The organism is Stenotrophomonas sp. LARHCG68, assembly GCF_052871705.1.
The window spans coordinates 299,680-319,774 of the sequence record NZ_JBIXJV010000002.1; the positions used below are offsets into that span (position 1 = coordinate 299,680).

The following is a 20,095-nucleotide window of genomic DNA, read 5'->3' on the forward strand; positions in this document are numbered from 1 at the left end:
CCCGTGCCACGGGAGAGGGGTTGGGATGAGGGCCGCCGCAGCCGGTACGCCCTGCCGCAACCCCAACACCACACAACGGTCATCAGACTGTCATCGCGGTGCGGTAGCTGCGCTGCTGCAATGCCGCTACGGTGTGCAGCCTCCCACTTCCGGAATCCCGCCATGCTCCGCTCGCTGGCGCTGGCCGGCGTCTGCGTGATGCTGGCCGGCTTTGCTTTCTCCCACCCTGTCCCCTCGTTGTCGCTGAGTGAACGCCTGGCCGCGCCGGGCGGCACCTCGCCGCTGGTCCCCACCGAACGCATCGATGCGCTGCTCGCGCGCGTACCCCACCACCAGGGCCGCGTCAGCGGTGCCGATGGCGTGGCATTGCATTGGGTGTCGTTCGACCCGGGCGACTACCGGATGGACTACCGCTACCTCGGCAAGGGTGAACGCTTTCCCGAGTTCTCGCTGCAGGCTTCGGCACCGACCACGCATGGCCAACCCGCGCGCGGCACGGTGATCCTGCTGCATGGCTGGATGATGGACGGTGGCTCGCTGCTGCCATGGGCACTGGAGCTGGCCCAGCAGGGCTACCGCACCGTGGCGCTGGACCTGCGCAACCATGGCCGCTCCGGGCACGCACCGTCCGGCTACGGCACCCGCGAGGCCGATGATGTCGTGGCCGCGCTGAAGGCGCTGAAGGCCGAAGGCCAGATCGAAGGCCCGGTACACCTGCTCGGCGTGTCCTACGGCGCGGCCACGGCGATCTTCGCCGCGCGCGAGCTGGGCCCGCAGCTGCGCAGCGTGGTGGCGATGGAATCCTTCGACAATGCCGGCCAGGCGATCCGCACGATGGTGCCGCACATGCTGTCCAAGCCTGCCGAGCGCTGGAGTGATTATGTCGCCCTGCCGCTGGCGCGCTGGCAGTACGGTGGCAAGGGCCTGGACCAGGCCATCGCCGCGGCCGACCGCAAGCTGGGCCTGGACCTGGACCGCGTCGATGTCGGCCAGGCGCTGGCGCAGGTGCCGGCCTGCGTGCTGCTGGTGCATGGCCGCCAGGACGAGCACATCCCGGTCGCGCAGGGCCGCGCCCTGGCGGCTGCCGCACCGCGCGCGCACTACCTGGAAGTGGAAGGCGAGGACCACCTGACCCTGCCGATGCGGCTGGACCGGCTGTCCGGCGTGGTCAACGACTGGTTTGCCGACGCCGGCGAACACGGCCACTGCCCAACGCCCCAGCCGCTGGGTTGACCACCGGCAGGAGCGGCGTTCGCCGCGAAGCCGACAGCACATCCGCCACGACGCACCTCCCCCCCCTCCCCAACCCTCCCCCGCTGCGCAAGGGAGGGGGTATTCATGCGCGCTGGTGCTGAAGGGAGACAGCCATCCTGCAGGCCGCCGGCTGTTGCCCCCTCCCTTTGGCGCAGCCAAGGGGAGGGCTGGGGAGGGGTCGAGCGGCTTACGCCGCTCCCACCGCCTTCCTCGCCATTACCCGCGCCCCCTGCGCGCGGCCCGCCAACCGGCCAGCGCGAACACCACCAGCCCGGCCCAGATAAAGGCGAAACCCACCAGCTTGGCCATGCCGAACGGCTCGCGGAACACCAGCACGCCGCACAGGAACTGCAGCGTCGGGCCGATGTACTGCAACAGGCCGACCACGCTCAACGGGATGCGCCGCACGCCATAGGTGAAGGCGATCAACGGCACCGCGCTGACCGCACCGGAGGCGACCAGCAGCACCAGCGTGCCCCAGCCCCAGATCCCGGTGAAGCCACCGCCATGCCCGGCCTCGGCCCACAGCACCCAGGCCAATGCCGGCACGAACAGGAACAGGCTTTCCATGCCGATGCCCGACACCGGCTCCACCGCGGTCAGCTTGCGCAGCAGGCCGTACAACGCGAACGAGATCGACAGCCCGATCGCGATCCACGGCACCCGCCCGCCCTGCCAGGTCAGCCAGGCCACGCCCAGCGCGGCCAGGCCCACCGCCAGCCACTGCAGCCGGCCCAACCGCTCGCCCAGCACCACCACGCCCAGCAGCACGCTCAGCAGCGGGTTGATGAAATACCCCAGGCTGGTCTCGACCACGTGCCCGGCATTGACCGCCCAGATGTACAGGCTCCAGTTGAAGCCGATCACCACGCTGGCCAGCCCCAGCAGCCAGAAGGTGCGCGGCACCGCCCAGATCTTCTTCAGCCAGCCCAGGCGCTCGCGCGCGAACAACAGGCTGCACAGCAGCACCGCGCTCCACACGATGCGGTGGGCGATGATCTGGTCCGACGGCACCTGCTTGAGCAGGTGCCAGTACAACGGGAACAAGCCCCAGATGACGAAGGCGAACGTGGTGGCCCACAGGCCATTGCGGTAGTCGGACGAGCTCATGCGCGACGGATCCGGGCAAGGGTGATGACCACGACGCCGGCCAGGATGACCGCCATCGCACCCACATCGGAGGCACTGAAACGCTCCTGCGCGATCCAGATGCCCAGCGCCACCGCGATCACCGGGTTCACGTAGGCGTAGCTGCTGGCCAGCACCGGCCGCACGTTGTGCAGCAACCATACGTATGCGGTGAACGCGACGATGGAGCCGAACACGGTCAGGTAGCCCACCGACAGCACGCCCTTCACGCTCGGCCAGCCGTTGAAGTGCTCGCCGCGCAGCAGGCCGGCGCAGACCAGGATCACGCCGCCGCACAGCATCTGCCCGGCGGCGGTCATGAACGGCGATGGCAGGTCGCGCCCGCGCGACCAGATCGAGCCGAACGCCCAGCCCAGCGGCGCGATCAGCAGCAGCACCAGGCCGGTCGGCGTGGCGGTCAGGCTGCTGCCGGCATTGAGCCACACCACGCCGGCAAAGCCGATCGCGATGCCCAGCCACTCCCCGCGCGTCACCGTGTCGCCACGGAAGGCCGAGAACAGCGCCATCCACAACGGCACCGAGGCCACCGCCACCGCGGCCAGCCCGGACGACACGTCGCGCTCGGCCAGCACCACCATGCCGTTGCCGAGGAACAGCAGGCATCCGCCCATCACCGCCAGCGTCTTCCATTGCGCGCCGGTGGGCGCGGCCACGCCGCGCCAGCGCAGGAACGCGTACAGCAGGCTGCCCGCCAGCACGAAGCGCGTGCCGGCGATCACCGACAGCGGCGGCAACCCGCTTTCCAGCGCCAGGTGGATGCCCAGGTAGGTGGAGCCCCAGACCACGTAGACCAGGAACAATGCCAAGACGACAAGGCCGCTCCGCGGAGCAGCCGACGTGGTTTCAGGTGAAGACATGGGGCAGATACCACCATCAGGGGAACACGGATTCTAGGGCACCGGGCCGCGCGTTATCAGCACGGAAAACGGCATGCTGTTTTCGCCCAGCCCCCCTACCAAGTCATTACATCGCCCAGCGGCGGCTTGCGGTACGGTGGGCGGCGCCCCTCCGTCCGGCACCGGCAACGGAGCGGCCCCGGCCAGCACGCGAGGACATCACCCGACATGAGCACTTCCACCGTCACCCCGGCGCGTTCCGACCATGCCGCACTGCGCCGCTCGATCTCCAACACGCTCAAGGGCTCGGCCGGCAACCTGGTCGAGTGGTACGACGTCTACGTCTACTCGGTGTTCGCGGTCTACTTTGAATCACAGTTCTTCTCGGCCGCTGACAAGAACTCCACGATCTACGTGTGGGCGATCTTCGCCGCCACCTTCCTGATGCGCCCGATCGGCGCCTGGTACTTCGGCCGCTTCGCCGACCGCCATGGACGGCGCCTGGCACTGACCGTCTCGGTGTCGGTGATGGCCGGCTGTTCGTTCCTGATCGCCATCACGCCGACTGCGTCACAGATCGGCGGCGCCGCAGCGCTGGTCCTGCTGTTCGCGCGCCTGCTGCAGGGCTTCGCCACCGGCGGTGAATACGGCACCAGCGCCACCTACATGTCCGAAGCCGCCCTGCCCGGCCGGCGTGGCTTCCTGTCCTCGTTCCACTACGTGACCCTGGTTGGCGGCCACGTGCTGGCCCAGCTCACCCTGCTGCTGATGCTCACCTTCTGGGACAAGCCGGAAATCTCGGCCTGGGGCTGGCGGGTGGCATTCGGCATCGGTGGCATCGCCGCGCTGGTGGTGTTCTGGCTGCGCCGGAGCATGGATGAATCACTGACCGCCGATTCCATCGAAGCCGCCAGGGAGGGCCGCGCCAAGGCCTCCGGCTCGATGTACGAGCTGTTCGTGCACCAATGGCGTCCGCTCCTGCTGTGCTTCCTGATCACTGCCGGCGGCACCGTGGCGTTCTACACCTACTCGGTGAACGGGCCGAAGATGATCCAGAGCGCGTTCGCCGGCGATGACGTGATGACCGGTACGCTGATCAACCTGGGCGTGCTTGCCTTCCTGATGGTGCTGCAACCGCTCGGTGGCTGGCTGTCGGACCGCATCGGCCGCAAGAGCCTGCTGGTGTTCTTCGGCGTCGGCGGCGTGCTCTACACCTGGTACATGGTCACCCAGCTGCCGCAGCAGCACGATGCGCTGGCGGCCTTCATGACTCTGGCCATCGCCTTCGTCATCCTCACCGGCTACACCTCGATCAACGCGGTGGTGAAGGCCGAACTGTTCCCCACCCACGTGCGTGCGCTGGGCGTGGGCTTTGGCTACGCGCTGGCCAACTCGCTGTTCGGTGGCACCGCGCCGCTGTTGTACCAGGCCGCGTTGAAGACAGGCCATGTCGATACCTTCGCGATCTACGTCACCGCCGTGATCGCCGTCTCGCTGGTGGTGTACGTGTTCTTCCTGAAGAACAAGGGACCCAATTGGCTGGATGGCACGCGCGGATGAAGTGAGGAGTGAAGAGGAGTGCGCTCCCCTGCACGTCCCCAGGCCCCCCTCCCCAGCCCTCCCCTCTGCTTCGCGGAAGGGAGGCGGCGAAAAGCAGGCTTCGCCGTCATCTCACCGACCACGCACAACCGCCCACTCCCTTGCGCAGCAGGGGAGGGCTGGGGAGGGGTAGCTCTGGCCCTGGCCCTCAGGGAGAAGTGAGAAACCCGTCGGGTTACGTCATTCCCGCACGCGGGAATGGCGTGCGAATCCTGCCTCAGCGTCGAGCAGCATCGCTCGCTTCGCGGGCGGCCTCGAACTCGGCGCCCTTCTCCCACGTCGGCCACTGGCGGCTGTTGGCCAGTTCCAGGCCCAGGTCGTAGACCAGCAGGGTGTCGGCGGCCAGGCCACGCCCATCCCACTGCGGTGACCAGGCATCGCAGGCCTGGTGGTAGCACTTGGCGAAGTAGGCATCCCGCAGCGCGCGGCCAGCGGCCACGCCGCCGTCGAGCTTGTCCAGCCCGGCGCCCACGGTGATCGCCGGCACACCCTTGCGGGCGAAGGCGAAATGGTCGGCGCGGTAGAAGAAGCCGGCTTCCAGGTTCGGGTCCGGCGACCAGCGCCGGCCGCGGGCCTTGGCCACGCGGTCGATGTCCTGTTCCAGCGAGACGCGGCCCTTGCCCCAGGTGGCGATGTCGGCGTTCTCGCCGTCCGGGCTGAACATCTCGATGTTCAGCACCGCCACCGTGGTTTCCAGCGGCGCCAGCGGGTGGGCGGCGTAGTAGCTCGCCCCCAGCAGGCCCTTCTCCTCGGCGGTCAGCGCCACGAAGTACAGGCTGCGCTGTGGGCGCGGGCCGGCGGCGAACACGCGGCCCAGTTCCAGCACCGCGGCCACGCCGGTGGCGTTGTCGATGGCGCCGTGGCGCACGGTCTGGCCATTCGCATCGGGCTGGCCGATGCCGAACGCATCCCAGTGCGCGGAGAAGATCACCGACTCTTCCGGGTGGCTGGCGCCTTCCAGCTTGGCCACCACGTTGCGGCTGACCACGCGCTCGCGCTTGACCCAGAAGCTGGCCGACAGGCGCGCGTCACCCAACGCGATCGGTTGGAAGTCGGCGCGCATCGCCTTGCGCTTCTCCGCTTCGAAGTCCAGCCCTGCGGCGCTGAAGATGCGCTCGGCCAATGCCCGCTGCATCCAGCCTCGCACCGGCGTGTGCGCCGCCAATGCGTCGTCCTGGCTGCGCTCGATGTCGAACAGCGGCGAGGTACCCGATGCCTTCACCGTCGCCCATGGATAGGCCGCCGGCGCGGTCTCGTGGACGATCAGCACGCCTTCGGCACCGCGGCGTGCGGCTTCCTCGAACTTGTAGGTCCAGCGGCCGTAGTAGGTCACCGCCTTGCCATCGAACGCACCGGGCTGCTCGGCCTCGAAGTCGGCGTCGTTGATCAGCACCACCGCGATCTTGCCGCTCAGGTCCAGGTCCTTGTAGTCGTCCCAATGCCGCTCCGGTGCGGAGATCCCGTAGCCGACGAACACCAGCGGCACGTCCTGCTGGTCGACCACGCCGAACGGGCTCAGGCTCTGCAGGGTGATGTCCTCGCCGTTGACCAGCGGCAGCGTCTTGCCGCCCAGCGTCAGGCTGGCCGCCACCTCGCCATCGACGGTCGCCCGCACCAGCGGCACTTCCTGCACCCAGCTGCCGTTGGCGCCGCCGGGCTGCAGGCCGGCCTTGGTGAACTGCTCGACCAGGTAGTCGACCGTGCGCTGCTCACCGTTGCTGGCCGGCGCGCGTCCTTCGAACGCATCGGAGGCCAGCACGCGGACGTGCTGTGACAGCGTCTCCGGATTGATGCCTCCGCCGGGCAGGTCGTTGGCTGCATTGGCGATGCCGCCAACGAACAGGCAGGACGAGAGCAGCAGGATGCGCATCGGGTTCACGGCAATTACCAGCAACAGGCAGAGCGGGTGATTTTACGTAGGAAGCCGACCAATGAGTAGGAGCGGCCTTGGCCGCGAAGCTGACAGCGCATCGGGCAACAAAGGATCACCGTTCGTCCTTTCACGTCGGGCTCACCACGAACAGCCCCCCTCCCCAGCCCTCCCCTTTGCTTCGCAAAAGGGAGGGGGCAAACAGTGGCTTTCATGGTGACCTGACCGAACTCCTGGAACCGCCCCCTCCCTTTGGCCGCAGGCCAAGGGGAGGGCTGGGGAGGGGGCGCGCGTCGCTGCGCAGAAGAACGCCCACGCCGCAGAATCCCCGCACGCCCCACACCCAACACCTCAGCGCTTGTCCCGGTCCAGCCAGCACGCCAATCCCTGCGCATTGAGCTCGATATCCATGCCCAGCACGCGCCGCACTTCGTTCTCGTCCAGCGAACTGCCCAGATGCCGCAATCGCGCCACATACAGGCCGGCCAGCGCCTCCACCAGCACCGTGTGACGTTGCGGCAAGCCATCGCAGTGGCGGGCGATCACTACCATCGCGTCGATCTGCTCATGCAGTTCCGCGGCCAGTCGCGCGGTATCAACCACCCGCCCGTAATGGGTCAGGTACATCGCCTCCGGGCGGCGTTCCATCAGGCGCTCGATCGAGGCATGCATCGCCTCGGGCTCGAACTGCACCGGCGAGGACGTCGGCACGATGAACGCGCCGGCAGCGCTGTCCAGCTCCCGGTAGGACAGCCCGAAGGTATCGCCGGTGAACCAGCTGCGGCTGGCCTCATCCCAGATGCAGTGGTGGTGGCGTGCATGCCCGGGCGTGTCGATGCATTCCAGCGCGCGGCCGGCCAGCCACACCCGGTGCCCGTCCTCGGCCACCACCACGCGCTCGGGGGGCACCGGCAGGATCTGCCCGTAGCTGCGCGCGATCTCGGCTTGGCCATACACCGCGGTGGCACCGGCGATCAGCCGCGCCGGATCGATCATGTGTTGCGCACCACGTGGGTGTACCACCAGCCGCGCATTGGGCAGCTGCTGCATGAGCGCGCCCGCACCGCCGGCATGGTCCAGGTGCACATGGGTCAGGATCAGCCAATCGATGTCAGCCGGCTGCAACCCGGCCTGCGCCACGCTGGCCAGCAGGTTCGGCAACGAATGGCTGGTGCCGCAGTCGACGAAGGCGCCTCGGCCGTCCTGCACGATGAGGTACGCCGCATCGAAATGATCGCGCTGGAACGCGGTGTCGATGGTATGGATGCCATGTTCGACGGACATCTGCACAACTCCCACGGGAACCGGCTTCGATCCTGACAGCCACCGCCAGGCGGCTCAACCCGGACCTTGGTCGCAGGCGTGGCTCAGCGCCGCAGCACGCGCGGGCGCAACAGCAGCGCCAACACCATCACCGCCAGGAAGCCGCCGTAGGCGTACAGCACCGCCATGATCTGTTTCCACAGGCCGTCGGCCACCTCGGCCGCGCCCACCCGGTAACCCCAGTGCATGAAGCCGGCGCTGACCAGCAGTGCCAGCACCAGCATGCCAGCGTCGAACAGGGTGCGGGTGAGGTGGCGCGGCTGGCGCGGGAACCACCAGTACAACGCCCCCATCACGCAGAACCAGGGGAGGAACAACAACAACGACAACCAGGCCATCGACGCATTCCTCCCGTGGGTTCAGTCCTTGGCAGCGGCCTCGCGCAGTGCCTGCAGCGCGTCCAGCACCGGTGCCATCTCGGCCTCCAGCCTGAACAATTCGCTCTGCAGCGCATCGCCCTGCTCGGCCTGCTTGATCACCGCGATCAGCTGGCCGGCATCGCGCGGCGAATCAAAGCCCTCGCTCTGGATCAGCAGCTGGCCTTCGCCGTCGAGCAGCTTGAAATAGAAGCGGCCGTCCTTCTCGCGGTACTGCTTGAACAGTGGCAGCGCGGCCTTGGCGACCACCGCGGCCTTGGGCGCATCGCCGGCGGTGGACAGGTCGCGCAGGCCCACCGTATGGCGCAGCTCCTTCAGCAACGGGATGGCGAACTGCTCGCGCAGCTGCTGGCCGCGCTGGCGCAGGATCGCCTCGATCTTCTCCGGCTCGGCCATCAGCGCGTTGTAGCGCTCGCGCAGCGGCGACAGCTCGCCGTCGATGCGCTCGAACAACTGCTGCTTGGCATCGCCCCAGCTGATGCCGGCGGCAAAGGCCTGCGCGAAGGCCGCGGTCTGCTCCGGCGTGGCGAAGGCCTGGTACATCTGGAACAACGCCGAGCCCTCGGTGTCCTTCGGCTCGCCCGGTGCACGCGAGTCGGTGACGATGGAGAACACCAGCTTCTTCAGCTCCTCGCGCGGGGCGAACAGCGGGATGGTGTTGTGGTAGCTCTTGCTCATCTTGCGACCATCCAGGCCGGCCAGCGTGGCCACCTGCTCGTCGATGATCACTTCCGGCAGGGCGAAGTACTCCTTGCCGTAGACATGGTTGAAGCGCTGCGCGAAGTCGCGCGCCATCTCGATGTGCTGGATCTGGTCACGCCCCACCGGCACGCGGTTGGCGTTGAAGATCAGGATATCGGCGGCCATCAGCACCGGGTACATGAACAACCCGGCGGTCACGCCCGCGTCGTCGTCCAGCTGCTCCTCGCGGTTCTTGTCCACCGCGGCCTTGTAGGCGTGGGCGCGGTTGAGGATGCCCTTGCTCGCCACCACGGTCAGGAACCACATCAGCTCGGTGGTTTCCGGGATGTCGCTCTGCCGGTAGAACCACACCTTGTCCGGGTCCAGGCCACAGGCCAGCCAGCTGGCGGCGATCTCCAGGGTCGAACGCTGGGTACGCTCGGGCTCCTGCGACTTGATCAGGCTGTGCAGGTCGGCCAGGAAGAAGAAGCTCTCGATGTCCGAGGCGCGGCTGGCGGCGATGGCCGGGCGGATGGCACCGACGTAATTGCCCAGGTGGGGGGTACCGGAGGGGGTGATGCCGGTAAGGACGCGGGTAGTCATGAACACAAATCTGACGGACGGATTAACCGGCCCAGTGTAACGCCCCGGCCGGCTCCCTGCCCCCAACCCCACCGGCCGCGGCGGGACGTTCAAGGCCGCGTACCCCGCCAAGGAGCCCGCCATGTACCGTTTCTGCGCCAGCCTGCTGTCCGTCCTCGCCCTGAGTGGCTTCAGCTACGGCCCCGTGCCGCCCCCGGCCGACGGCCCGGTGGCGGTGTCCATCATCGACCGTGATGGCGAGGGTGATCTGGACCAATACCCGCACCGCGGCCAGCGCTGGGTGGCCGGCAGCCCGGGCCACCGCTACAGCGTGCAGTTGCGCAACCGCACCGGCGAGCGCGTGCTGGTGGTGCTGTCGGTGGATGGCGTCAACGCGATCAGCGGCCAGACCGCCTCGCCCGACCAGTCCGGCTACGTGCTGGAGCCGTGGCAGAGCAGCGAGATCACCGGCTGGCGCAAGTCCAATGCCGAAGTGGCGCAGTTCGTGTTCACCGACCACGGCGACAGCTACGCCAGCCGCACCGGCCGCCCTGCCAACGTCGGCGTGGTCGGCATCGCCGTGTTCGAGGAAGCCCGCGCCCGGATCTACGACGACTACCGGCCGATGCCGGCACCGCGCCCGATGCCGCGCGGCATGGCCTCGGAGGCCAGTGCCGACAAGGCCGCTGCCGCGGAAGCATCGGCGGCGATGCCGTCCGCGCGCAGCCCCAGCGCCAATCGCCAGCAGCTGGGTACCGGCCATGGCGCGCGCGAGTGGTCGCAGTCCTCGTTGACCCACTTCGAACGCGCCAGCCGCACGCCGGTGCAGGTCAGCCAGATCCGCTATGACGCCCGCTCCCGCCTGGTCGCGATGGGCGTGCTGCCGCGCTACCGCGGTGGCAACGCCGCCGCCCCGCAGGCCTTCCCGGGCGGCTTCGTGCCCGACCCGCCGGCCCGCGGCCGCTGAGTGACGGGCACGCCGGCAATGGAAAGGGCCGCTGGACGCGGCCCCTTCCCCGGCAAGGTACCCCCGCGACTCAGTGGTAGTCCGGGTAGTCCTTGTGCAGGGCCTTCTGGAAGTCACGCACCTCTGTTTCGGCGCGGTCCTTGGCCCAGCCGTAGCGCTCCTGCAGGCGCCCGGCCAGGTATTCGGCGTTGCCTTCGGCGATGGTCAGGTCATCGTCGGTCAGGTCGCCCCACTTGGCCTGCGCCTTGCCCTTGAGCTGGCTCCACTTGCCGGAAATGATGTCTTTGTTCATCGGGCTGTCTCCGTTGGGGGAAAACGCGCTCAATCCGCGCAGGACCAGAGTGCCGCCGGTGGTGTTGCCATCGGGTCCATGAAACGTTGGACGGCGATGATGTTGTTGAACACGTCTTCAGCTCGCTGCCCGCCGACAATGAAAAAGGCCGGCATATGCCGGCCTTTTTCATTCATGCGGTGCGAGGCGATCAACGCTTCGCCGCATCCTCCACCTTCTCGCCCGCCTTCTGCACGTCCTTGCCGGCACCGGCAACGGTGTTGCAGCCGGACAGGACGGCGACCGAGAACAGCGACAGCAACATCAGGGCAACCAAACGCTTCATGTTTCATCTCCTGGGTGGGATCAGTGGTCAAACCATCGCGGTGCGGGCGGCGCACCGCACTGTGATCAGCACTTGCCGTCGCTGCAGTCCTTCGCCTTGTCCTCGACCTTCTCGCCAGCCTTCTGCATGTCCTTGCCGGCACCGGCAACGGTGTTGCAGCCGCTGAGCATGCCGACCGAGAACATTCCCAACAGGGCCAACATCAGCACTCGCTTCATTCGATGACTCCTTCATTCGACTGCGGCTGCCGGTATCGAACACCGGTCGTCCCGCGTGTGAAGGAGAATCTGGCCGTTGCGCCGTGCAGTGGGCGTGAACATCACCGGCTCACGTTCAGGCAGGTCGCGATGGCGTCAGTGCGGGGTGGCCGGCGCCGGCAGGCGATGCGGCGACATGGGAGCAGTGGGTTTCCCGTCTGGTTGCGGCCCCGGGTAAAACGTTGCCGCGCCACGGGCAACGGGCCCTGCCGGCATCGCCCCTTCCCTGCCAGGCACAGGGGAGCGCGTGGAGCGCTCGCGTCGAGCGCCCCACCTGCCTCACGTCAGTCCCGCATCAGCGTCGATTTGCCGAACAGGCTTTCCACCAGGTCCACCGCCAGCTCCGCGGTGCGGTTCTGGTGGTCCAGCAGCGGATTGAGCTCGACGATGTCCAGCGACCCCATCCGCCCGGTGTCGGCGATCATCTCCATCACCAGCTGCGCCTCGCGGTAGTTCACGCCGCCCGGCACCGTGGTGCCCACGCCCGGTGCGATGCTCGGGTCCAGGAAGTCCACGTCGAAACTCACGTGCAGGTGCGTGTTGGCATCGATGCCGTCCAATGCGGCTTCCATCGTGCGCTTCATCCCGGCTTCGTCGATGTAACGCATGTCATAGACATCGACGTTGTGCGTCTTGATCAGGCGCTTCTCCTCCGGGTCGACCGAACGGATGCCGATCTGGTGCACCTGCGCCGGCGTGATCGCCGGGGCCTGGCCGCCCAGGTGGGTCAATGCTTCCGGGCCGAGGCCGCACAGGCAGGCCACCGGCATGCCATGGATGTTGCCCGACGGGGTGACATCGGAGGTGTTGAAGTCCGAGTGTGCGTCCAGCCACAGCACGCGCAACTGCTTGCCCTGCTCGCGGCACCAGCGCGCCACGGCGGTGATCGAACCCACGCCCAGGCAGTGGTCACCGCCGAGCATGATCGGCATGCGCCCGTCGCGCAGTTCGGCGTAGCTGGCCTCCATCAGCGCGTGGTTCCACGCCACCACTTCCTGCAGGTGGCGGTAGCCCTGCACCGGGCCGGTCCATGGGTTGCGCGGGCCGTCGAGGTTGCCGATATCGCGTACATCCACCCCACGCGCCGCCAACGCCTCCGGCAAGCCGGCGATGCGCAGTGCCTCCGGCCCCAGACGCGCACCGCGATGACCGGCACCCACGTCGGTGGGCACACCGATCAACGAAACAGGACGAAAAACAGCCATACCACCTCCATTTCAGATGAAACCAGTTTAGTCGCGCGGCCCGCATCCGACCTGCCGCAGTGCAGCAGAGCCGGTTCATGGGCCGTCCGGCACACGATGAATGCACAACCCCTTCAGGCATATGACGGCAGGCACGGACGCGCCACGGCGTCAGGCACCGCCACCACGGGCCAGCCCGGTCGGGCTGCCGCGCGCGCCGGACCGGCGGCCGATGGCGATTTCCGGATGTATCCATGATTCACTGGACGCTACAGGGCGCGTGCTGCCCCGCCGTCCAACATCCGTCCGCGCCTGCACCGAGGTCACCATGCGCATTGGCCGTTCCCTCATCGCATTCTCGCTGGTGATCACCGGCACGTTCGCGCAGGCCGGCAATGCCGCCGACATCAACCACGTGGCCTGGCTGTCCGGTTGCTGGCAGTTGGACGGGCAACCGCCGGGCTCCGGCGAACAATGGTCAACCCTGGCCGGCGACACGATGCTGGGCACCAGCCGCAGCCTGCAGGCCCATCGCACCGCCAGCTTCGAATTCATGCTGCTGCGCCAGCACGACGATGGGCGACTGGTGCTGACCGCGCTGCCCTCCGGCCGCAACGCGACGGAATTCAACGCCACGCGCGTCGACCCCAATGAGGCGGTCTTCGAGAATCCGGACAACGACTTCCCGCAACGTATCCGCTACCACCGCATCGACGACCAGCGCGCACTGGCCCGCATCGATATCGCCCGGGAGGACCCGGCGCAGTCGGCCGACTTCCCGATGCACCGCGTCCGCTGCAGCGAAGCGGAGCCGTCGCGCTGATTGCCGTCGGACGCTGCACGCTGCGGGGAGCGGCAACGGACATTCGACGCCCACCGAACAGCCCACGCCCTTCCTGCCTGGCTGCAACCAACGCCCGGCTCCTTCGCAGGCTCAACCGCTCCCACTGCAGCCGGATGGCTTACAGGTCGAAGGAAAGCAGGTCGTGGCCGGTCGCCGCGCGAACCACCCGCCGATACACCAGCGCACCACTGCCCCCGTTGGTCATCACCACCAGGCCCCGCCGCTGCCGGGCATCGCCGATCGCGAAATTCTTGAAGATCCCGCTGTTGCTTCCCGAATGATGGAAGACCATGCCGTCACCGGTCTTCTCCATGTTCCACCCCAGCCCCTTCTCGGTCCAACGCCCGGGCACCGTGATCTGCGCGGTGAGCATCGCCTGCCGTGACGCTTCGCTCACCTCCCAGGCCGCGCGTTGCCTGCGCTCCATCATCAGCGCCAGGAACGTCGCGTAATCCTGCACGCTGGAACGCAGGCTCGCGGCTGCATTGGCATGGATGTCGCCGGCCCAGGCCACCCGCCCCGGTGGCGCGACCGCCAACACCTCGGGAAGCGCGCGCTCGGCATCCTCGTACTTCCAGGTGGGGAGCGGCTTTCCCCAGCGCTCGGCGACCTTCTGCGCGGCGCTCCACTGGTCACGCAGGACCTGTACCGGCATTCCCGTCTCGGTGCTGTCATGCGCGCGGTATCCATGCACCGAACGCGCGGCGATGTCCGGACTCCAGCTGAAGGTGCTGTCGTGCATCCCCGCTGGCCCGAACAGATGCACGCGCATCGCTTCATCCAGGCTCTGCCCGGTAATCGCCTCGACCACCAGCTGCAACCAGAAGAAGGCCTCGCCGGAGTAGCTGATGTCCACGCCCGGCCTGATCAGCGGCACCAATGCCTCGGTTGCCGGGGACGTGCGCCAGTTCGGCAGGCCGCTGCTATGCCGCAGCACGTCGCGCGCGGTGATCAGGTCGAGCCACGGATGATCCCCGAGATAGTCGGGGCGACGGTACCGGACCAGCGGGAGATCCAGGTCGATCAGGCCCAGGTCGGCCAGCTGCAGCACCAGGTAGGCGAATACCGGCTTGCTCAGCGATGCATCTTCGTACACCGTCCGGGCATTGATGGGCTCGCCCGTCAGCGTGTTGGCCACACCGATCCCGCGGCTCCAGGCAACCGCCCCGTCCTCGACCACGGCCATGCCGATGCCCGGCACCGCGAAGGCCTGCATGATTCCCGGAAGCGCCGCCAGGAACGCGTCATCCGGAATCCACGAGCGCTCGCCCGCCCCACAACGCGTGGCCGCATGCAGGTATCGCGCGGGCAGCATCCCCAGGGCACCGAGCGCTGCAAGACGGGCCATGAAACCTCGACGGCCAAGCGTTGGACGAACAGGCATCCTCATGCATCTCCAATAGGGCGGCCCGGGTGGTCCGCCGCCCTGACACGCTGAGCCATGGGCCCCCATCTCGACCCGTAGAACTTCCCGGAGAGCATAAGCCAATGGCCTGGCCGAAGGCGTCGCCTGCATCAGGCGCTTCCATCCACGACAGAACGCGCTGTCCTCCAGACAACCATCAGATGACTCAGGACCGACGGCATCCAATGCTGGCGTTCCACGTTTGGGCCCCGACGCCCCCCCAAGATTGAGTAGCACAACGGTTTGGAGTCCAATCCTCAATGACAAGGAGATTGGACGTGAAGAAGCGCTTTACCGAAGAACAGATCATTGGCTTCCTGCGTGAGGCTGAAGCAGGCATGCCCATCAAGGATCTTTGCCGCCGGCACGGCTTCAGCGAGGCCTCGTACTATCTGTGGCGCAGCAAGTTCAGCGGTATGAGCGTGCCCGACGCCAAGCGGCTGAAGGACCTGGAAGCGGAGAACGCGCGCCTAAAGAAGCTAATGGCTGAGCAGGTATTCGAGAACGATGTGATCAAGGACGCATTGCGAAAAAAGGTGGTGACTGCACCAGCGCGCAGGCTGCTGGTGCGGAGCATGGTTGAGAAGGGGTTGAGCGAACGACGAGCGCTGGCGGTAGCGCGAATGAGCGCCAGCGCATTGCGATATGTGCCAAGGCCCGACAACAACGCCGAGCTTCGTGAGCAGATCGCCGCTTTGGCGCAACGGCACAAACGCTACGGCGTGGGCATGATTCATCTGAAACTGCGGCAAAAATGGCTTGTTGTGAACTACAAGCGGGTGGATCGCTTGTACCAGGAAGCCGGCCTACAAGTGCGCCGCAGGAAGCGCAAGAAGGTCGCAGTGGGCGAGCGACAGCCACTGATACGGCCGTTCGCTGCAAATGAAGTGTGGTCGATGGACTTCGTGTTTGATCGAACTGCTGAGGGTCGGGTGATCAAGTGTCTGACCATCGTCGACGATGCGACCCATGAGGGGGTTGCCATCGAAGTGGAGCGAGCGATATCGGGCCAAGGGGTATCCAAGGTACTGGACAGGCTGGCAGCTCAGCGCGGCCTGCCGCGAGTCATCAGCACGGGCAATGGCAAGGAATTTTGCGGAAAAGCGATGGCGGCTTGGACTCACGACAAGGAAATCGCCCTGCGCCTGATCGAGCTCGGGAAACCCAATCAGAACGCATATGTTGAGTCGTTCAACGGCCGGCTACGCGATGAATGCCTCAACGAACACTGGTTCCCAACATTGCTCCATGCCCGTACCAGCATCGAAAGCCGGCGACGTGGCTACAACGAAGAAAGACCCAAAAGAGCACTCGGCGGAATGGCACCTGCCCAGTACGCCGCGCAGCTGGCGGCGAAGACAGATAAGATAAAAACAGGACTCTAAACCCGACATCTACTCAGGCTGGGGGGACGTCGCTTGAGTACCACGATGATCTGGCTATCGGTGAAACGGGATGTCTTCATGGAACCTCCTCGGAAAAGGGTACGAGAAAATTCCACTTTTGGCGTCAGCTAATCTGCGGGGGGATTACCCATCCACACTGCCTTCTCCCGCGTTGACTGCGCCAAGTCCCCCCGTGACTCGAGCCATTCCTTGGCTATCGCCTGGAAGCGGGTATCCACTGACAACTTGGACGTGAGCTTGCTCAACTGCTTGTGCTCGGAGGGATCATGCCCAGCACGAAGCTTCGCTCTAGCCTGATCCCGTGCTTCGCCGGCTTCCTTCAGTGAGACCTCGGGGTACACCCCGATCGCCAGTAGCTTCTCCTTGCCATCCCAGCGGTACTTCATCCGCCAGTACCTCGCACCGTTGGGCATCACGTGCAGGTAGAGGCCTGCTCCTGCTGCCAACTTGTAAGGCTTGTCCTTGGCCTTCGCGTTGCGCGCGGCCATATCTGTCAATTGCTTAGCACCCATTGGGGGTACATCCTCCTTGCTGAACTCCATTTTCCGAAATGTACCCCCACTTGTACCCCCAACGTCGCTGGATGTACGTGGACAAGCTCGGACCAAAGTGCACAAGAAAGCCCGCATTTCTGCGGGCTTAGTATGAATTCTGGACTTACCTGGACGCCAGAGGATCAGGCGATGGTGCCGCTTATCCGAATCGAACGGATGACCTACTGTTTACAAGACAGTTGCTCTACCAACTGAGCTAAAGCGGCAAGAAATCTCTCGGGCGGTGCTGGAACCCGCCGGGCGCCCCCGCTGGCCGGAGGCGGGCGCCATTCTAGCGCAGTCGCGCGCAATCCAGCGATTGTTGCTGGGCGGCGCCGGCGCGTTGCATCAGGGTGGCTGGCGAGGCGCTGCTGGAGGCGACGTCCAGCCACCAGGTTGGCGGGGTTTCGTTGCCGCCGCCAGCCAGCCGCGCCGGGAACCCGGCGGCCACCAGCGTGGCGAGGCGGCGCTCGGCACCCTCGCGGTTGCGGTACTGGCCGAGCGCGACGGCATTGGCCTCCTCGCCCTGCGAGACCACGAAGTAGTCGCTGAAGCCCGCTTCCACGATGCGCTTGGCCGTGGCCTGGGCTTCCTCACGCGACGCCGCCGGCGGGATGAAGACCCGGTAGCTGCCGCTGCCGGACTTGCCGGGAACTTCACGCACGCGCGGACGCTGTGCGTCGGCACCCAGTGCCGCCTGCGCCGCCTGTGCCTTGGCCGCGTCGGTGAACGGGCCGAGGCTGGCGCAGTGTTCGACCGGCTTGGGCGTGGCTGCCACCGGCGGCACCGCCTCGGCCGGCTTGGCTTCGGTCGGCTTGGCCGGCGCCGGTGTCGACGCTGCCGGCTCGGCGTCCTCCGGCCGTGCAACGGCCGGTGTCGCCACTGCAGCCGCGGGAGTAACCGCCGGCACGGCATCGCCCGTGGCGGCCGGCGCTGCCGGCGACGGCATCAGCTCAAGCGTGGCGACGCCGAGCTCGGGCTTGGCAGGTGCGGCGGCGGTATCGGCGCGCGGCACCATCCACCACAACGCGACGCCCACGTTGAGGATCACAAGAATGACGATCAGGAAGCGGCTCAGCATGCGCAGATCCTACCGTCCACCGGCGCCGTGGTGAACGGCCCAGCGCGCGAGCCCATCAAGTACCAGTGCCGGCCGGTGTTCGGCGTCGGGCAGCAGCGGCACCAACGGTGCGGCGCCGCCGCCGTGCACGATCAACGTCGGCGCGGCACCCAGCAACCCGCCAGCCTGTTGCAGGCTGCGTTCGACCAGCGCCACGGCCGCGCCATCGCAGCCGGACGCCAGCGCATCGGCGGTGTCGTTGGCGAACTCTGCGTAATCACCGCCGCTGGCGGGCAGTTGCACCGCACGCGCGTGCAGGGCCTCGCGCATCACCGTCGGCGAAGCCGCGATGCGGCCGCCGCGATGCAGGCCATCGCCGTCCATCAGGTCGATGGTCAACGCCGTCCCGACACCCACCACCAGCACCGGTCGTTGCAACGACACCGTCGCCAGCAGGCCCAGGAAACGATCAACGCCGAACTTCTCCGGGCGCGCGTAGGCCACGGTCACGCCGGCGCACTGCGCCTGGGTGCGCGCCACATGCACCTGCTCGAAACGCTCGGACAGGATGCGCATCACCTCCCCGGTCAGTGCGGGCGCGGCCACGCTGGCCACCCAGGCGGCCTCGCCCCGTGGCAGCGCTTCCAGCGCGCTGGCGGTCATCGCTTCGGCACCGTGCGCCCAGGCCTGCACGCTGCCGGCCTGGTTGCCATGCAGGGGTGCGAACTTGAAGCGCGAGTTCCCCAGGTCGAACAACCAATCGCTCATGCCGCCCTCACGCTGACTTCGCCGGCATGGAAACAGGTTTCCCGCCCGGCCATCTCCACCTTCAGCGCGCCATCGTCGGCCAGCCCGCAGGCCACGCCCTCGTGCATCACGCCCCCTTCCTCCACCCGCACCGTGCGGCCACGCAACACGTCCATGCCCGCATAACGCGGCAGGAACGGCGCCAGCCCTTCCTGCCCGAACAGGTCCAGCGCCGGCAGCAACGAGGACAGCAGCGCCATGACCACCGCATCGCGCCGCACCGGCAGGCCGGCCAATGCGTCCAGGTCCACCCAGGGCTGGCCGATGTCGGCGGCCGCCGCCGCAGGCATGTGGACATTCAGTCCCAGCCCGATCACCGCACGCGCCGGGCCGGCGAACTCACCGCCGCCCTCGACCAGCAGGCCGCCCAGCTTGCGGCCGTCCACCACCACGTCGTTGGGCCATTTCAGGCCCACCTGGCCGAAGCCCAATCCCTGCAGCGCCTCGACCGTGGCCACGCCGACGGCCAGGCTCAGCCCGCCCAGGCGCGACAGGCCACCGGCGAAGCTGCGCGACAGCGACAGGTACACGTGCGCGGCCAACGGCGAGGCCCAGTGCCGGCCGCGACGGCCCCGGCCACCGGTCTGGCGCTCGGCCAGCAATACCTCCACCCCGCGCTCAGGCGCGCTGCGCTGCAGCAATTCGGTGTTGGTGGAGCTCACTGACCAGGCCACTTCCAGCCCTGCCAGCAACGCCTGCACGGGGGCAGCCAGCCCGGCGCGGATCCGTGCGGCATCCAGCAGGTCCAGTGGCTGCGCCAGCCGGTAGCCGTCGCCGGCGCGGCCTTCAATGGCCACGCCTGCGGCGCGAAGGCCTTGAATACGCTTCCAGACCGCTGCCCGGGTCAGGCCGAGCTCACGGGCCAGCGCGTCACCGGAGAACGCTCCAGCGCCCAGCTTGGCCAGCAATTGGCGGTCATCCACAGGGGGTTCCTCGACAACAGACCGCGAAATTATGCGGCATGCCCTCGCAAAGCGCCCGACGGGGGGCCCAATTCAGTCCAGAAAGCAGGCTAGAATCGGGAACTCACCCTGCTGTGGATGTCGACGATGCGCCACTTCGCTCATTGCCTGATCCTACTGCTGGCCCCGGTTGCGGCGCAGGCTTCGGATGCGCTCGGCGGTGCCGGCCAGGGCGGCTGCAGCTACGCGCCCAGCGAGGTGGAACGTGTCGCCGTCCCGGCGGCCTCGGTGAACATCGCCACCACCGCGCCGGCCGCCACCACGCCACCGGCCAAGGCCAAGGCCACGCAAAGTGCCGGCGGCGGCAGTGACGACGACATCCTGCCGCGCCTGCGCGCACCGCGCTGGCACCGCATGCTGCCCGGGATGTTCCGCTGATCCA

22 protein-coding genes and 1 tRNA gene are annotated in these 20,095 nt (G+C 67.4%); 6 read left to right on the forward strand and 17 right to left on the reverse strand.

Features of this window, described 5'->3' with window-relative positions; all coding sequences use genetic code 11:
• The first annotated feature begins 162 nt into the window (after positions 1-162).
• On the forward strand, positions 163-1,233 hold the full coding sequence (locus ACIPR8_RS08830; RefSeq protein WP_132862484.1) for an alpha/beta fold hydrolase: 1,071 nt from the start codon (positions 163-165) through the stop codon (positions 1,231-1,233).
• 237 nt (positions 1,234-1,470) lie between these two features.
• On the opposite strand, the gene rarD is transcribed toward ACIPR8_RS08830, so the two are convergent.
• The gene (rarD, locus tag ACIPR8_RS08835; protein ID WP_446540780.1) at positions 1,471-2,364 is read right to left on the reverse strand and encodes an EamA family transporter RarD; all 894 of its coding nucleotides are present in this window, start codon (positions 2,362-2,364) and stop codon (positions 1,471-1,473) included.
• Positions 2,361-3,260, reverse strand: a complete 900-nt coding sequence (yedA, locus tag ACIPR8_RS08840) for a drug/metabolite exporter YedA (protein ID WP_132862482.1) — start codon at positions 3,258-3,260, stop codon at positions 2,361-2,363. Before yedA ends, rarD begins: the two co-directional genes overlap by 4 nt.
• A gap of 207 nt (positions 3,261-3,467) precedes the next feature.
• Here yedA and ACIPR8_RS08845 point away from each other — a divergent pair, with 207 nt between their 5' ends.
• Positions 3,468-4,799, forward strand: coding sequence for an MFS transporter (locus tag ACIPR8_RS08845; protein WP_446540781.1), 1,332 nt, complete (start codon positions 3,468-3,470; stop codon positions 4,797-4,799).
• Between the two features lie 256 nt (positions 4,800-5,055).
• Here the strand turns inward: ACIPR8_RS08845 and ACIPR8_RS08850 are convergent, their stop codons facing one another.
• The 4 genes from ACIPR8_RS08850 to ACIPR8_RS08865 form a co-directional block, all read right to left on the reverse strand.
• Entirely contained in the window at positions 5,056-6,708 is a 1,653-nt protein-coding gene (locus tag ACIPR8_RS08850; RefSeq protein WP_446541056.1) for a M28 family metallopeptidase, read from the reverse strand.
• 351 nt (positions 6,709-7,059) lie between these two features.
• Positions 7,060-7,992 carry an MBL fold metallo-hydrolase gene (locus ACIPR8_RS08855; RefSeq protein WP_446540782.1) on the reverse strand — a complete coding sequence of 311 codons (933 nt, stop codon included), beginning with the start codon at positions 7,990-7,992 and terminating at the stop codon, positions 7,060-7,062.
• 83 nt (positions 7,993-8,075) lie between these two features.
• Positions 8,076-8,369, reverse strand: coding sequence for a hypothetical protein (locus ACIPR8_RS08860; protein ID WP_446540783.1), 294 nt, complete (start codon positions 8,367-8,369; stop codon positions 8,076-8,078).
• A 21-nt stretch (positions 8,370-8,390) separates the two neighbouring features.
• Positions 8,391-9,692, reverse strand: a complete 1,302-nt coding sequence (locus ACIPR8_RS08865) for a tryptophan--tRNA ligase (RefSeq protein ID WP_446540784.1) — start codon at positions 9,690-9,692, stop codon at positions 8,391-8,393.
• A gap of 121 nt (positions 9,693-9,813) precedes the next feature.
• Between ACIPR8_RS08865 and ACIPR8_RS08870 the strand changes: the two genes are divergently transcribed.
• Entirely contained in the window at positions 9,814-10,638 is an 825-nt protein-coding gene (locus tag ACIPR8_RS08870) for a hypothetical protein (RefSeq protein ID WP_446540785.1), read from the forward strand.
• 70 nt (positions 10,639-10,708) lie between these two features.
• On the opposite strand, the gene ACIPR8_RS08875 is transcribed toward ACIPR8_RS08870, so the two are convergent.
• From ACIPR8_RS08875 to rocF, 5 genes are all read right to left on the reverse strand, one after another.
• Positions 10,709-10,930, reverse strand: a complete 222-nt coding sequence (locus tag ACIPR8_RS08875) for a CsbD family protein (protein WP_132862476.1) — start codon at positions 10,928-10,930, stop codon at positions 10,709-10,711.
• Between the two features lie 29 nt (positions 10,931-10,959).
• Entirely contained in the window at positions 10,960-11,124 is a 165-nt protein-coding gene (locus tag ACIPR8_RS08880; protein ID WP_313253159.1) for a hypothetical protein, read from the reverse strand.
• Positions 11,121-11,255, reverse strand: coding sequence for an entericidin A/B family lipoprotein (locus ACIPR8_RS08885; protein WP_132862475.1), 135 nt, complete (start codon positions 11,253-11,255; stop codon positions 11,121-11,123). The genes ACIPR8_RS08880 and ACIPR8_RS08885 overlap by 4 nt, the downstream gene beginning before the upstream one ends.
• A 65-nt stretch (positions 11,256-11,320) precedes the next feature.
• Complete coding sequence (locus tag ACIPR8_RS08890) at positions 11,321-11,473, reverse strand: entericidin A/B family lipoprotein (protein ID WP_132862474.1); 153 nt, start codon at positions 11,471-11,473, stop codon at positions 11,321-11,323.
• A gap of 323 nt (positions 11,474-11,796) precedes the next feature.
• Positions 11,797-12,717: an arginase gene (gene rocF, locus ACIPR8_RS08895; RefSeq protein ID WP_446540786.1), complete on the reverse strand. Its 921-nt coding sequence runs from the start codon at positions 12,715-12,717 to the stop codon at positions 11,797-11,799.
• 307 nt (positions 12,718-13,024) lie between these two features.
• On the opposite strand from rocF, the gene ACIPR8_RS08900 reads away from it, so the two are divergent.
• Positions 13,025-13,519 carry a DUF6265 family protein gene (locus ACIPR8_RS08900; protein WP_446540787.1) on the forward strand — a complete coding sequence of 165 codons (495 nt, stop codon included), beginning with the start codon at positions 13,025-13,027 and terminating at the stop codon, positions 13,517-13,519.
• A gap of 139 nt (positions 13,520-13,658) precedes the next feature.
• On the opposite strand, the gene ACIPR8_RS08905 is transcribed toward ACIPR8_RS08900, so the two are convergent.
• Positions 13,659-14,888, reverse strand: coding sequence for a serine hydrolase domain-containing protein (locus ACIPR8_RS08905; RefSeq protein ID WP_446540788.1), 1,230 nt, complete (start codon positions 14,886-14,888; stop codon positions 13,659-13,661).
• 317 nt (positions 14,889-15,205) lie between these two features.
• Here ACIPR8_RS08905 and ACIPR8_RS08910 point away from each other — a divergent pair, with 317 nt between their 5' ends.
• Positions 15,206-16,330, forward strand: a complete 1,125-nt coding sequence (locus ACIPR8_RS08910; protein ID WP_446540789.1) for an IS3 family transposase — start codon at positions 15,206-15,208, stop codon at positions 16,328-16,330.
• 128 nt (positions 16,331-16,458) lie between these two features.
• On the opposite strand, the gene ACIPR8_RS08915 is transcribed toward ACIPR8_RS08910, so the two are convergent.
• The 5 genes from ACIPR8_RS08915 to birA all read right to left on the reverse strand — a co-directional run bounded on the left by ACIPR8_RS08915 (position 16,459) and on the right by birA (position 19,674).
• A complete protein-coding gene (locus ACIPR8_RS08915; protein ID WP_446540790.1) occupies positions 16,459-16,863 on the reverse strand; it encodes an Arm DNA-binding domain-containing protein in 405 nt (134 codons plus the stop codon).
• A gap of 172 nt (positions 16,864-17,035) precedes the next feature.
• Positions 17,036-17,111, reverse strand: a tRNA-Thr gene (locus ACIPR8_RS08920).
• 65 nt (positions 17,112-17,176) lie between these two features.
• The gene (locus tag ACIPR8_RS08925; protein WP_446540791.1) at positions 17,177-17,965 is read right to left on the reverse strand and encodes an SPOR domain-containing protein; all 789 of its coding nucleotides are present in this window, start codon (positions 17,963-17,965) and stop codon (positions 17,177-17,179) included.
• A gap of 9 nt (positions 17,966-17,974) precedes the next feature.
• Entirely contained in the window at positions 17,975-18,712 is a 738-nt protein-coding gene (locus tag ACIPR8_RS08930) for a type III pantothenate kinase (protein ID WP_192286924.1), read from the reverse strand.
• Complete coding sequence (gene birA / locus ACIPR8_RS08935) at positions 18,709-19,674, reverse strand: bifunctional biotin--[acetyl-CoA-carboxylase] ligase/biotin operon repressor BirA (protein ID WP_446540792.1); 966 nt, start codon at positions 19,672-19,674, stop codon at positions 18,709-18,711. The genes ACIPR8_RS08930 and birA overlap by 4 nt, the downstream gene beginning before the upstream one ends.
• A 126-nt stretch (positions 19,675-19,800) precedes the next feature.
• Here birA and ACIPR8_RS08940 point away from each other — a divergent pair, with 126 nt between their 5' ends.
• Entirely contained in the window at positions 19,801-20,091 is a 291-nt protein-coding gene (locus tag ACIPR8_RS08940) for a hypothetical protein (RefSeq protein ID WP_446540793.1), read from the forward strand.
• The last annotated feature ends 4 nt before the right edge of the window (positions 20,092-20,095 follow it).